Source organism: Actinomycetospora corticicola (genome assembly GCF_013409505.1).
GTDB lineage: Bacteria > Actinomycetota > Actinomycetes > Mycobacteriales > Pseudonocardiaceae > Actinomycetospora > Actinomycetospora corticicola.
On record NZ_JACCBN010000001.1, the window covers coordinates 5,346,771 to 5,359,634 of the forward strand.

The window sequence follows — 12,864 nt, forward strand, 5'->3', positions numbered from 1 at the left end:
GGCCGAAGGCCACCTACGCGGAGCGCGACTCCTCGGCCCGCCACGCGGTCGACAGCAGCGCACCCGGGTCGCGGGGCACGATCCGCCGCACCGGGGACGGGCGCCGCGTCGTGACCTCCGCCGGCACCGGCCCGGTCAGGGCGTCGAGCCCGGTGAGGGCGTCGAGCAGCCGCTCCGCGTCCGCACCCAGGGTGGTCAGCATGTCCGCGGCCTGGTCCCCGCCGTGGCGGAGCAGCGCGGTGAGCAGGTCGGAGACCGACACGTCGCGGTCGGCCCCGGCCGCGCGCACCTGGGCGGCGATCAGCACCTCCCGGACGGCGGCGTTCGCGACGGGCGGCCCGGGCGGCCCCGACGGGTCGGGTTCCCCCGTCGTGGACCACACCGCGAGGGTGAGGGCCGCGTCGCTGCCGCGGTCGGTCACGCCGGCCGCGGCGAGGAGTCCGGCCTCCGGGCCGTCGGCCCGGACGAGGCCCCGCAGCAGGTGTGCGGTGCCGATCCAGTGGTGGCCGCGCTCGGCGGCCTCGTGACATGCGATGTCCAGCACCCGGGCGACCTCGGCCGAGACCTGACGGCGGGGAGTCGCTCCGGGGTCGGGGACCCGGGGCTGGGCGGTGGGGAGCGCCATGTCCGCAGCGTGGCAGGCGTACCGCCGTGATCGCAGCGTGTCTCGGCCGGGAGGGTGACGGTTCCGACCGAGCGTCACCGTGCGCGGTCCCCGACCGGGCTGTACAGGCGGGCCGCGGGGAGCGAGTGGGGGACGACGGGTCCGGCTCGTCGTCGGCCGTCCGCTCCTGGCCGGTCGGCTCGCCCGATCGGTGGGAATCGCGACGCGGCGCGGCGTGTCGCCACCACCCCCGTCGTCGGGACGGACGGGAGGGCGTGACCGGCTACTCTCCCCGCCGTGACCGGGAACGAGGCCGCGACCCAGATCGCCGCCGGGTACGCCACGGACGGGGCCGCACTCGAACTCGGGGCGGTGGTGATCGACGGGGCCACCGATCCGGCGGCGCGGGTGCGCATCCCGTTCGCGACGCTGAACCGCCACGGCCTCGTCGCGGGCGCCACCGGTACCGGCAAGACCAAGACCCTGCAGAACCTCGCCGAGCAGTGCTCCGCGGCCGGCGTTCCGGTGATGCTCGCCGACGTCAAGGGTGACCTCTCCGGGCTGGCCCGCGCCGGCGAGCCGAGCGACCGGACGACCAAGCGCGCGCAGGAGACCGGCGACGACTGGGCGCCGACCGCGTACCCGGTGCGCTTCCTCTCGCTGGGCGCTTCCGGTGTCGGCGTGCCCGTCCGCGCGACGATCACCGCCTTCGGGCCGATCCTGCTCTCGAAGGTCCTCGGCCTGAACGCGACGCAGGAGTCGACGCTCGGGCTGATCTTCCACTGGGCGGACCAGCAGGGCCTCGCCCTGCTGGACACCAAGGACCTGCGGGCGGTGATCCAGCACCTGCTCTCCGACGAGGGCAAGGCCGAGCTCAAGGGCATCGGCGGTGTCTCGACGGCGACGGCGGGCGTCATCCTGCGGGCGCTGGTCAACCTCGAGGCCCGCGGCGGCGACGAGTTCTTCGGGGAGCCGGAGTTCGACCCGGCCGACCTGCTCGCCGTCGAGGAGGGCCGCGGCGTGGTGACGCTCCTCGAGCTCGCCGACCAGCAGGCCGACCCGACGCTGTTCTCCACCTTCCTCATGTGGCTGCTCGCGGAACTGTTCGAGGACCTGCCCGAGGCGGGCGACCTCGACAAGCCGAAGCTCGTCTTCTTCTTCGACGAGGCGCACCTGCTCTTCGCCGACGCCTCGAAGGCGTTCCTGGACCGCATCGAGCAGACCGTCAAGCTGATCCGCTCCAAGGGCGTCGGCGTCTTCTTCTGCACGCAGCTGCCGACCGACATCCCCAACGACGTCCTCTCCCAGCTGGGCGCCCGCGTGCAGCACGCGCTGCGCGCCTTCACCCCGGACGACCAGAAGGCGCTGACGCGGACCGCCCGGACCTATCCGAAGTCGACGGTCTACGACATCGAGACGTCGCTGACCTCGCTCGGCATCGGCGAGGCGATCGTCACCGTGCTCTCCGAGCGGGGCGCCCCGACGCCCGTGGCGTGGACGCGGCTGCGCGCCCCCCGCTCGCTCATGGCGGCGATCGGGGAGCCGGCGGTGACCGAGGCGGCGAAGGCCTCGCCGCTGTGGGCACGCTACGGCGAGACGCTCGACCGGGAGTCGGCCTACGAGCGCCTCTCGGCGCGGACCGGGGCGACGCAGGCACCGCAGGGACAGGCCGAGCCGGTCCCCGCCGACCAGCCGCCGCAGCCGGCGCCCCCGCAGGCCCCGCCGCCCGAGGCCGACGAAGGCCCCGGTGTCTTCGAGAAGATGATGAAGAGCTCGATCTTCAAGCAGATCGTGCGGACGGTCGCCCGCGAGGCGACGCAGCAGATTACCCGCGGTGTGTTCGGGACGGCGAAGCGCCGCTGAGGTCGCGCACGTCACGCCGCGCCCGGGTCGGTGTCGGTGGGCCGGGGTACATTGGCCTCATCAGGGCTTCCCTGGAATGACAGACGGCAGTGAGTCAACCCGGGGAGGGTCGAGGCCGCACCGGCCGCCACCGCATGGACCGCAAGCGCCTGCTCCGCAATCCACTGATCTGGATCGTGGTGCTCTTCGTCGTCTACCTGGTCGTGTCGTCGTTCTTCAGCGACACGCGTGGTTACACCCAGGCCTCGACGTCCCTGGCCCTCCAGCAGATCGACCAGCGCAACGTCGCCGAGGTCACGCTCGAGGACAAGGAACAGCGTCTGCGCATGACGCTGGTGAACCCCGTCGACGTCCCGCCCGCGGACGGCACATCCGGGGCACCGACGCGCACCACGCAGATCTACGCGCAGTACCCGGCCGCCGCCGGGAACCAGATCTTCACGGAGCTGCGGGAGAACCCCGCCCGCAACGGCTTCGACACCCAGGTCACGCAGGAGTCCCTGCTCGGCCAGATGCTGATCTACCTGATCCCGCTGGGCCTCGTCCTGGTGCTGCTGTTCTGGATGATGAACGCGCAGGGCGGCGGCAACCGCGTCCTGTCGTTCGGCAAGTCCAAGGCCAAGCAGCTCAACAAGGACATGCCCAAGACGACCTTCGCCGACGTCGCCGGCGCGAACGAGGCCGTCGAGGAGCTCTACGAGATCAAGGACTTCCTGCAGAACCCGACGCGCTACCAGGCGCTCGGCGCGAAGATCCCGAAGGGCGTCCTGCTCTACGGCCCGCCCGGTACCGGCAAGACGCTGCTGGCCCGTGCGGTGGCCGGCGAGGCGGGCGTGCCCTTCTACACGATCTCCGGCTCGGACTTCGTCGAGATGTTCGTCGGTGTCGGTGCCTCCCGCGTGCGTGACCTGTTCGAGCAGGCCAAGCAGAACTCACCCTGCATCGTGTTCGTCGACGAGATCGACGCCGTCGGCCGCCACCGCGGCGCCGGCATGGGCGGCGGGCACGACGAGCGCGAGCAGACGCTGAACCAGCTGCTCGTCGAGATGGACGGCTTCGACGCCCGCGGCGGGATCATCCTCATCGCGGCCACCAACCGGCCCGACATCCTCGACCCGGCGCTGCTGCGGCCCGGCCGGTTCGACCGGCAGATCCCCGTCGCGGCCCCGGACCTCGCGGGTCGCCGCCAGATCCTCGCCGTGCACGGCAAGGGCAAGCCGCTCGCCCCGGACGCCGACCTCGACGGGCTCGCCAAGCGCACCGTCGGGTTCTCCGGCGCCGATCTCGCGAACGTGCTCAACGAGGCCGCGCTGCTCACCGCGCGCCTCAACCAGCAGCAGATCACCGGAGCCTCGCTGGAGGAGTCGGTCGACCGCGTGATCGGCGGTCCGGCCCGCAAGAGCCGGATCATCTCCGAGCAGGAGAAGAAGGTCGCCGCCTACCACGAGGCCGGGCACGCCCTGGCCGCGTGGGCGATGCCGGACATCGAGCCGGTCTACAAGGTGACGATCCTGCCGCGCGGTCGTACCGGTGGGCACGCCCTCGTCGTCCCGGAGGACGACAAGGAGTTGATGACCCGCTCGGAGATGATCGCCCGCCTGGTGTTCGCCATGGGTGGCCGCTCCGCCGAGGAACTCGTGTTCCACGAGCCGACGACGGGTGCCTCCTCGGACATCGAGCAGGCGACCAAGATCGCCCGGGCGATGGTCACCGAGTACGGCATGAGCGCGAAGCTCGGCGCCGTGAAGTACGGCCAGGAGCAGGGCGAGCCCTTCCTCGGCCGTACCGCGGGCAAGCAGTCGGACTACTCGCTCGAGGTCGCCCACGAGATCGACGAGGAGGTGCGCAAGCTCATCGAGGCGGCGCACACCGAGGCGTGGGAGATCCTCAACACCCACCGCGACGCGCTCGACGCGCTCACCGGTGAGCTGATCGAGCACGAGACGCTGCAGCGCAAGGACCTGGAGCGGGTCTTCGCCTCGGTCACCAAGCGCCCGCGCATCACGGCGTTCAACGACTTCGGGGAGCGCACGCCCTCCGACCGTCCGCCCATCAAGACGCGCCGCGAGATCGCCACCGAGCGGGGCGAGCCGTGGCCGCCGGAGGACGAGCGCCGCGAGCCGGCGCGCGTCGGTGCGGGCAGCAACGGGCACGGCCCGAACGGGCAGACCGCCCACGGGCAGACGACCAATGGCCAGGCCGGCAACGGCCAGGGCCAGAACGGTCAGGGTCAGAACGGCCAGTCCGGCAACGGCCAGTCCGCCCCGGGGCAGAACGGCCACGGCTGGGGCGCGCCGACCACGCCGCCGGTGGGTACGCCCGCCGTCGGTCCGGGCGGCGAGCGGCAGACCGGGCCGGGCACGTCCGGCTGGGGCATTCCCGACGTCTACCGCACCGGAGGCTCGTCGCAGCCGCCGTCGGCGGTGCCGCCGAACTACGGGGCACCCCCCGGGTGGACGCCGGGCACCACGCCCCGCGGCACCTCCTGGGACCCGAACACACGTCCCTACGGGCAGCACGGCTCGGGCTCGGCGCCGCCGAGCTGGGGGAGTACCGGTGGGCAGCACGCGGCGCCGGAGGACGGCACGTCCTCGGGCGCCCGCCGCGGTGGCCCGGACCACGACCCGTCGGGCGGGACCTCCTTCACATCGCCGAGCGAGGGCCCGCAGAACCCGTACGGTGATCCGGACGGCCGTCGCTCAGACGGTCGAACGGAGAGCTGACCAGCGGCGGCCACTCCTCCCGGAGGTGGAGGCACGGGCCGACCCGCGCACCCGAGAAACGGGCGAGGGAAACGTGACCACCAGCCAGGAGACGGAGCGTCCCGTCCAGGACGAGAACGGGCGGAACGGCGCCAGGACGGCGTCGGAGAAGCTCGAGGCGTTCGACGCCGCGCGCGTGGAGGCCGCGGTCCGCGAGCTGCTCATCGGGATCGGGGAGGACCCCGACCGGGAAGGACTCCGCGACACCCCCGCCCGGGTGGCGCGCTCCTACCGTGAGCTGTTCGCGGGCCTGTGGACCGACCCGGCCGAGGTGCTGAAGCGCACGTTCTCCGAGGACCACGACGAGCTGGTCCTCGTGCGGGACATCCCGCTGTTCTCGATGTGCGAGCACCACCTGCTGCCGTTCCACGGCGTCGCCCACGTCGCCTACCTGCCCGGTCCCGACGGTCGGGTCACCGGGCTGTCGAAGCTCGCCCGCCTGGTCGACCTCTACGCCCGACGTCCGCAGGTGCAGGAGCGGCTCACCACGCAGGTGGCCGACGCGCTGGACCACACGCTCGGCGCCCGCGGCGTGCTCGTGGTGATCGACGCCGAGCACCAGTGCATGTCGGCCCGGGGCGTCCGCAAGCCGGGCTCGCGCACCACGACGTCCGCGGTGCGGGGCATCCTCAAGTCGTCGGCCAGCACCCGGGCCGAGGCGCTCGGCCTGATCCGGCACTGAGGCGCCGATCCGTGCCACCCGTCGCGCTGCCTCGTCCCAACCACTGTCTGGTGATGGGCGTCCTCAACGTCACGCCCGACTCCTTCTCCGACGGTGGTCGGTGGCTGAACCGGGACGACGCGGTCGCCCACGGCGTCGCGATGGCGGAGCGCGGGGCGACCTACGTCGACGTCGGGGGTGAGTCCACCCGGCCGGGCGCCGAGCGGGTGGACGCCGCCACCGAGATCGAACGCGTCGTGCCCGTCGTCGCCGAGCTGGTCGCCCACGGCGTCCGGGTCAGCGTCGACACGACCCGCGCGGAGGTGGCGGCCAAGGCGTTGGAGGCCGGCGCGGAGCTGGTCAACGACGTCTCGGGTGGCCTCGCCGACCCCCTCATGGCGCGGGTCGTCGCCGACGCCGGCTGCGGCTGGGTGCTCATGCACTGGCGCGGCCCGTCGGACCGCATGGCGAACCTCGCCAGCTACGAGGACGTGGTGGGCGAGGTGCTCGCCGAGATGATCGAGCAGATCGACCGGGCGGTCCTCGCGGGGGTCGACCCGGCCCGTCTCGTCCTCGACCCCGGCCTGGGCTTCGCGAAGACCGCCGCCCACAACTGGCAGCTGCTCCGCAAGCTCGACGTGTTCACCTCGATGGACTTCCCGGTGCTCGTCGGCGCCTCCCGCAAGCGGTTCCTCGGCGCGCTGCTCGCCGACGACGACGGCACCCCCCGGCCGCCCGCCGGACGCGAGCACGCGACGGCGGCGGTCTCCGCCCTCGCCGCGAACGCCGGCGCCTGGGGCGTACGGGTGCACGAGGTGGGGGCATCGCTCGACGCCGTCGCCGTCGCGGCCGCCTGGCACTGGGGTACCTCCCGGGCCGCGAGGGCCGACTCGTGACCGACACGATCGAGCTGCGCGGCCTACGGGTCCGCGGCCGTCACGGGGTGTTCGAGCACGAACGGCGTGACGGCCAGGACTTCGTCCTCGACCTCGTCCTGCACGTCGACCTCGCGCCCGCCGGGCACAGCGACGACCTCGCCGACACCGTGGACTACGGCGCGCTCGCCGAGGCGGCGGCGGTCGTGGTCGAGGGCGCGCCGCGGTCGCTCATCGAGGCGGTGGCGGCCGACGTCGCCGCGGTGGTCCTCGACGATCCGCGGGTGTCCGAGGTCGAGGTCACCCTGCACAAGCCGCAGGCCCCCATCGAGCGGCCGTTCGACGACGTGGCGGTCCGCATCCGACGGAGACGCAGCGGAGCGGAGCTCGACCCCGGTGGTCCGATTCGTCCGGAGAGCCGGTGACCCGGGCGGTGCTGTCGCTGGGTTCGAACCTCGGCGACCGGCGCGCCCACCTCGCGGCCGGCCTCGCGGGACTCGCGCCCTGGACGCGGGCGGTCTCCTCGGTCTACCGCACCGCCCCGTGGGGCGGGGTCGACCAGGACGACTTCCTCAACCTCGTGGTCACCGTGGAGGACCCGCAGGCGGGCCCGTGGGAGTGGCTCGACCGCGCCCGCTCCGCGGAGCAGGCCCGCGACCGCGACCGCGGCGAAGGTGCCGTCCGCTGGGGTCCACGCACGCTCGACGTGGACGTCCTGCTGGTCACCGACGCCGACGGCGAGCCCGTGACCAGTACCGATCCCGAGCTGCTCCTGCCCCACCCGCGCCTGCAGGAGCGGGCCTTCGTCCTCGTGCCGTGGGCGGAGATCGCCCCGGACGACGAGGTCCCGGACCACGGCCGGATCGCCGACCTGCTCGCGGCGCTGCCCGACGACGAGCGTGCCGGGGTCGTCCCGGACACCGGAGGACCGGAGACGCAGCGGAGCGGAGCTCGACCCGGAGGACCGGAGACGCAGCGGAGCGGAGCTCGACCCGGAGGACCGGAGACGCGCTGATGACCACGCGCACCAGCCCCTCGGTCCTGCTCGTCATCGCGGTCGCGGCGGGGCTCGCCACGAAGCTCGCGCTCGGGCTGCTCTACGGCTCGATCCCGCCGCTGCCGGCGCCCGCGGGCCTGACGTTCCTGGTGCTCGGCCTCGTCGAGGGCGGGATCGCGATCGTGCTGTACCGCCGGATCCAGCGCCGTCCCGGCGCCCGCCCGGTGGACGCGCTCGCCGCGGCCCGCGCCGTCGCGCTGGCCAAGGCCTCGGCGCTCGCCGGGTCCCTGGTCGGCGGCGCGTGGTGCGGGGTGCTCGCGCACGTGCTGCCCCGGCGGTCCGAGTTCGCCGCCGCGGCGTCGGACACGACGGCCGCAGTGATCGGGATCGTCGGTGCCGCCGTGCTCGTCGGCGCGGCGCTGGCGCTGGAGTGGTGCTGCCGCACGCCGGAGGACCCGGAGTCGCGCATCCCGGAGGACCGTCGCTGACCAGGTCGGTCATCGGCCCACACCGTGGTCGTGCGGGCACGGTCGGTACAGTTCGGACATGGCCAACCCCGGGGCCGACCGGCGTCGCGGGTCGCGCCCGTCCCCTGCCACGGGTGGTGGACGGCCGGGCGACCCCGTCGTCCGCGTGCTGCTCGTCGCGACGGCGGTGTGCGCCGCGCTCGCCGCGGCCACCGTGGTGTTGGCCGACGACGGGCGCATGCTCCGGCTCGGCGTGGTCGCGGGACTCTGGGCGGCGCTGCTCGCGGTGGCGGCCCTCGCCCGCCGCAGCGGGGGCGGCGGAGCCGATCCCGAGCGCGAGCTCGAGTCGATGCGCCGCACCTACGAGCTCGAGCTGGCCGCCGAAATCGACGCCCGCCGCGAGCACGAGCTGACCGTCGAGCAGACGGTGCGCCGCGAGGTCGCCGCCGAGGCCGGTCAGGAGCTGGCGGCCCTGCGCGGCGAGGTCGAACGGCTCCGCTCGCACCTGGAGAACGCCGAGACCCGCGCGGCGCCCCTGCCGCCGCACCTGCACGTCGTCGCGGGCGAGGGGCCCGCCCGGGGCGCCCCACCCGGCGTCGGGAACCCTCCGCGCCTGCCGCGCCAGCACGTCAACGAGGTGTCGCACCCGTCGGCGTCGGGCCGCGGGACGGGCGGTCGCACGGTCGCCGAGCTGCTCGCCGCGCACGCGCAGGACCGCCGCCGCCCGCCGCGCTGATCGGCCGACCCGCCGTCCGCGGCCGGACCCACTACCCTGCGGCAGGGTGATCGCCTCCCCGGTCCGGCTCGCCCCGCAGCAGCGCCGCACCCTCGTCTGGCCCGTGGTCGGGCTGATCGTGCTCGGCATCTGCGCACTGGTCGCCGTGGGCTTCGCGAGCACCGAGATCGGGACCGGCGGGGTCGTCGTCGGGGCGATCTGCGCGCTGCTCCCCGTGGGGCCGGTGCTGCTCGCCTTCGCCTGGGTCGACCGCTGGGAGCCCGAGCCGCCGCGCCTGCTGCTCACCGCGTTCCTGTGGGGAGCGGGCTTCGCCGCACTCGTGGCGCTGATCATCAACTCGAGCGCCGTGCTCGCCGCGGAACTGCTCCTCGGGCAGGGACAAGGCGACTTCATCGGCGCCGTCATCTCGGCACCGCTGGTCGAGGAGTTCGTCAAGGGCGCGTTCGTGGTGGGGCTGCTGCTGTTCCGACGGCGGGAGTTCGACGGGATCGTCGACGGCGTGGTCTACGCGGGCTTCGTCGGCGCGGGCTTCGCCTTCACCGAGAACATCATCTACTTCGGCCGCGCCTTCACCGACGACGGCACGGCCCCGGTGGCCGGCGTCATCGTCACCTTCATCCTGCGCGGCGTGCTCTCCCCGTTCGCCCACCCGCTGTTCACCGCGATGACGGGGATCGGGGTCGGGATCGCGGCCAGCGTCCGGTCGCGGGCGCTCGGGGCCCTCGCGATCGTCGTCGGCTACGCCCTCGCCGTGATCCTGCACGCGCTGTGGAACTCCGCGACCCAGCTCGGCCCCGGCTTCTTCGGCGTCTACATCCTCATCATGGTGCCGCTGTTCCTGGCGCTGATCGGCCTGGTCGTGTGGCAGCGACGCCGGGAGCGCGACGTGCTGGCCCGCCAGATGCCGGGCTTCGCCGCGGCCGGGTGGATCGCCGAGAGCGAGGTCCCGCTGCTCGGCAGCATGTCCGGACGCCGCCGCTGGCTCTCCGCCGTCCGCCGGACCGCGGGCAAGCCCGCCGCCCACGCCGTCGTGCACTACCAGCACGCGGTGTCCGAGCTCGCGTTCCTGCGCGCCCGCGCCGAGCGCGGGGCGATCCCGCCCGACCCGCGCTGGCACGCCGAGCTGCTCGACAACGTCGTCCGCACGCGCATGGCCGCGGTCACCGCCCCGGGCGTGCCCCAGGGGCAGCAGCCGCCACCCGGTCCGCCCCCGGGCCCGCGCCCGCCGTCGGGACCCTTCCCGACGCCGGGTCCTCCCGGACCTGGCTGGGGACAGCAGCCCCCGCCGTACCAGGGCGGGCCGTACCAGGGCCAGCAGCCGTACCCGCCGTCCCAGCCCTGGCAGCGGCCGCCGGGGTAGCGGGCATGCGTCGGTGGACCCATCGACGCGTCGGGTGACACCGATGGGCCATTCCTGTCGGACGGGGCGGATGCGTCGGTGGCCCCTCCGACGCGTCGGGTGACACCGATGGGCCATTCCTGTCGGGCGGGGCACCCCGGTGTCATCCCGATCACCTGCGGCCACCCCTCCGCCGGCGCGCGTCTACCCTCGCGTCCGCATCGTCCGGTACCCGCTCCGCTGAGCGGGACGGGAACGACGAGTGGTGAAGGGGTGTCCTCGTGAGCGCCTCCGGCAGCGACGCCGGGCCCAGGCCCGCACGTCTCGACGTCGGCGTGGTCTCCGCCGGGCGGGTCGGCGCCGTGATGGGTGCCGCGCTGGCGGGCGCCGGTCACACGGTCGTCGCCGCGTCCGCCGTGTCGCGCGCCTCCCGGGCCCGCGCCGAGGCCCTGCTGCCCGGCGCCGAGATCCTCCCGCCGGACGAGGTCGTGCGCCGCTCGGACCTGGCCCTGCTCGCCGTGCCCGACGACGTCCTGCCCGGCCTCGTGCGCGGGCTCGCCGCCTCGGAGTGCCTGCGGCCCGGCCAGATCCTCGTGCACACCTGCGGCTCCCACGGCGTCGGCGTACTCGGCCCGGCCGCGGAGCACGACGTGCTGCCGATCGCCCTGCACCCGGCCATGACGATCACCGGCCGCCCGGAGGACGTCACCCGGCTCGCGGGCGCGTGCGTCGGGGTCACCGCGCACGACGGGCCGAGCGAGGACGCCGAGGCGGCCTGGCTCGTCGGCGAGGCGCTCGTCGTCGAGATCGGGGCGGAGCCCGTGCGCATCCCCGAGGCGATGCGCCCGCTCTACCACGCGGCCCTCGCCCACGGCGCGAACCACCTGATCACGCTGGTCCGGGAGGCCGCGGACCTGTTGCGCGACGCGGGGATCGAGCCGGCCGAGCGGGTGCTCGCGCCGCTGCTGTCGGCCGCGCTCGACAACGCCCTGCGTCTCGGCGACCGCGCCCTCACCGGGCCTGTCGCGCGCGGCGACGCGGGCACCGTCGCCACCCACCTGCGCCACCTCGACGCACGGGCGCCGGAGTCGGCCGAGCTCTACCGCGCCCTCGCCCGCCGCACCGCCGAGCGCGCCCACTCCGGCGGGCTCATCGGCGACGACGAGTTCACCGCCGTCATCGACACCTTCGAGAGGCACACGCCGTGACCCGCCCCTCCAGCCTGCGCACGCACGACCTGCTCGGGCGCTCCAGGCCGAAGTACGCCAAGGACAACCTGACGGTCCACACCGACCCGAACACGCTGCGCCGCGTGACGAAGGCGATGCGCGGGGGCGGCCGCCGGGTCACCCTGGTCCCGACGATGGGCGCGCTGCACGACGGCCACCGCGAGCTGATGCGCCGCGCCCGCTCGATCCCCGGCTCGTCCACCGTCGTCTCGATCTTCGTGAACCCGCGCCAGTTCGGGCCGACCGAGGACTTCGACCGCTACCCGCGCGCGTTCGAGGCCGACCTCGAGATGTGCCGCGAGGAGGGCGTCGAGCTGGCCTTCGCGCCCGACGTCGACACCATGTACCCCGCCGGGTTCACCACCTCGATCGACCCGGGCCCGCTCGGCGACCAGCTCGAGGGCGCCGCCCGTCCCGGCCACTTCGCCGGGATGCTCACGGTGGTCAACAAGCTGTTCGCGATCTGCGTGCCCGACGTCGCGTTCTTCGGGGAGAAGGACTACCAGCAGCTCGCCCTGATCAAGCGGATGGTGCGGGACCTCGACATCGACGTCCACGTCGTCGGTGTCCCCACCGTCCGCGAGACCGACGGGCTCGCACGGTCCAGCCGCAACGCCTACCTCGACGAGACCCAGCGGCAGCAGGCGGTCACGATCTCCGCCGCGCTGTCCGCCGGCCAGTACGCCGGGGAGCAGGGGCCGGGCGCGGTGGTGGCCGCGGCCCGCGAGGTGCTCGCGTCGGAGCCGGCGCTCGACGTCGACTACGTCGAGCTGCGCGACCCCGAGCTCGGACCCGCCCCGCAGATCGGCGACGCCCGCCTGCTCATCGCCGCCCGCCTGGGCGCCACCCGCCTGATCGACAACGCCCACGTCTCGGTGACGGAGAGAGTCTGATGCTGCGCACGATGCTCAAGTCCAAGATCCACCGGGCGACGGTCACCGACGCGGACCTGCACTACGTCGGGTCGGTCACCGTCGACACCGACCTGATGGCGGCGGCCGACCTGCTCGAGGGCGAGCAGGTCGCGATCGTCGACGTCACCAACGGCGCCCGCCTGGAGACCTACGTGATCCCCGGCGAGGCCGGCTCCGGCGTCATCGGGATCAACGGCGCCGCCGCGCACCTCGTGCACCCCGGCGACCTCGTCATCCTCATCGCCTACGGGCAGATGGACGACGCCGAGGCCCGCGCCTACGCCCCGCGCGTCGTGTTCGTCGACGATCGCAACCGCGTCCTCGACCAGGGCTCCGACCCCGCGTACGTGCCGGCCGACGCCCCCGAGGCGTCGCTGCTGGTCCCGGGCACGCGGGCCGCCGCCCTGAACTGACGCC

At 74.2% G+C, this 12,864-nt stretch carries 13 protein-coding genes; 12 read left to right on the top strand and 1 reads right to left on the bottom strand.

From position 1 onward, the window contains the following. Positions 1-13: 13 nt before the first annotated feature. Positions 14-625, bottom strand: a complete 612-nt coding sequence (locus tag BJ983_RS26020) for a Clp protease N-terminal domain-containing protein (RefSeq protein WP_179796468.1) — start codon at positions 623-625, stop codon at positions 14-16. A 276-nt stretch (positions 626-901) separates the two neighbouring features. Between BJ983_RS26020 and BJ983_RS26025 the strand changes: the two genes are divergently transcribed. The 12 genes from BJ983_RS26025 to panD all read left to right on the top strand — a co-directional run bounded on the left by BJ983_RS26025 (position 902) and on the right by panD (position 12,860). After that, positions 902-2,467 carry a helicase HerA-like domain-containing protein gene (locus BJ983_RS26025; RefSeq protein ID WP_179796469.1) on the top strand — a complete coding sequence of 522 codons (1,566 nt, stop codon included), beginning with the start codon at positions 902-904 and terminating at the stop codon, positions 2,465-2,467. Between the two features lie 134 nt (positions 2,468-2,601). Continuing rightward, on the top strand, positions 2,602-5,190 hold the full coding sequence (ftsH, locus tag BJ983_RS26030) for an ATP-dependent zinc metalloprotease FtsH (protein WP_179796470.1): 2,589 nt from the start codon (positions 2,602-2,604) through the stop codon (positions 5,188-5,190). A gap of 73 nt (positions 5,191-5,263) precedes the next feature. After that, on the top strand, positions 5,264-5,911 hold the full coding sequence (gene folE / locus BJ983_RS26035; RefSeq protein WP_179796471.1) for a GTP cyclohydrolase I FolE: 648 nt from the start codon (positions 5,264-5,266) through the stop codon (positions 5,909-5,911). A 53-nt stretch (positions 5,912-5,964) separates the two neighbouring features. Beyond that, the gene (folP, locus tag BJ983_RS26040; RefSeq protein ID WP_179796472.1) at positions 5,965-6,786 is read left to right on the top strand and encodes a dihydropteroate synthase; all 822 of its coding nucleotides are present in this window, start codon (positions 5,965-5,967) and stop codon (positions 6,784-6,786) included. After that, positions 6,783-7,190 carry a dihydroneopterin aldolase gene (folB, locus tag BJ983_RS26045; protein ID WP_179796473.1) on the top strand — a complete coding sequence of 136 codons (408 nt, stop codon included), beginning with the start codon at positions 6,783-6,785 and terminating at the stop codon, positions 7,188-7,190. The genes folP and folB overlap by 4 nt, the downstream gene beginning before the upstream one ends. Next, complete coding sequence (gene folK, locus BJ983_RS26050) at positions 7,187-7,780, top strand: 2-amino-4-hydroxy-6-hydroxymethyldihydropteridine diphosphokinase (protein WP_179796474.1); 594 nt, start codon at positions 7,187-7,189, stop codon at positions 7,778-7,780. Before folB ends, folK begins: the two co-directional genes overlap by 4 nt. Further along, positions 7,780-8,250, top strand: a complete 471-nt coding sequence (locus BJ983_RS26055) for a DUF3180 domain-containing protein (RefSeq protein ID WP_179796475.1) — start codon at positions 7,780-7,782, stop codon at positions 8,248-8,250. Before folK ends, BJ983_RS26055 begins: the two co-directional genes overlap by 1 nt. Positions 8,251-8,308: 58 nt before the next feature. Next, a complete protein-coding gene (locus BJ983_RS26060; RefSeq protein WP_179796476.1) occupies positions 8,309-8,965 on the top strand; it encodes a DUF6779 domain-containing protein in 657 nt (218 codons plus the stop codon). Positions 8,966-9,011: 46 nt separating this feature from the next. Then, a complete protein-coding gene (locus BJ983_RS26065) occupies positions 9,012-10,325 on the top strand; it encodes a PrsW family glutamic-type intramembrane protease (protein ID WP_179796477.1) in 1,314 nt (437 codons plus the stop codon). 260 nt (positions 10,326-10,585) lie between these two features. Further along, a complete protein-coding gene (locus BJ983_RS26070) occupies positions 10,586-11,512 on the top strand; it encodes a DUF2520 domain-containing protein (RefSeq protein ID WP_179796478.1) in 927 nt (308 codons plus the stop codon). Beyond that, positions 11,509-12,426 carry a pantoate--beta-alanine ligase gene (gene panC / locus BJ983_RS26075; RefSeq protein WP_179796479.1) on the top strand — a complete coding sequence of 306 codons (918 nt, stop codon included), beginning with the start codon at positions 11,509-11,511 and terminating at the stop codon, positions 12,424-12,426. The genes BJ983_RS26070 and panC overlap by 4 nt, the downstream gene beginning before the upstream one ends. Continuing rightward, positions 12,426-12,860 carry an aspartate 1-decarboxylase gene (gene panD / locus BJ983_RS26080; protein WP_179796480.1) on the top strand — a complete coding sequence of 145 codons (435 nt, stop codon included), beginning with the start codon at positions 12,426-12,428 and terminating at the stop codon, positions 12,858-12,860. The genes panC and panD overlap by 1 nt, the downstream gene beginning before the upstream one ends. The last annotated feature ends 4 nt before the right edge of the window (positions 12,861-12,864 follow it).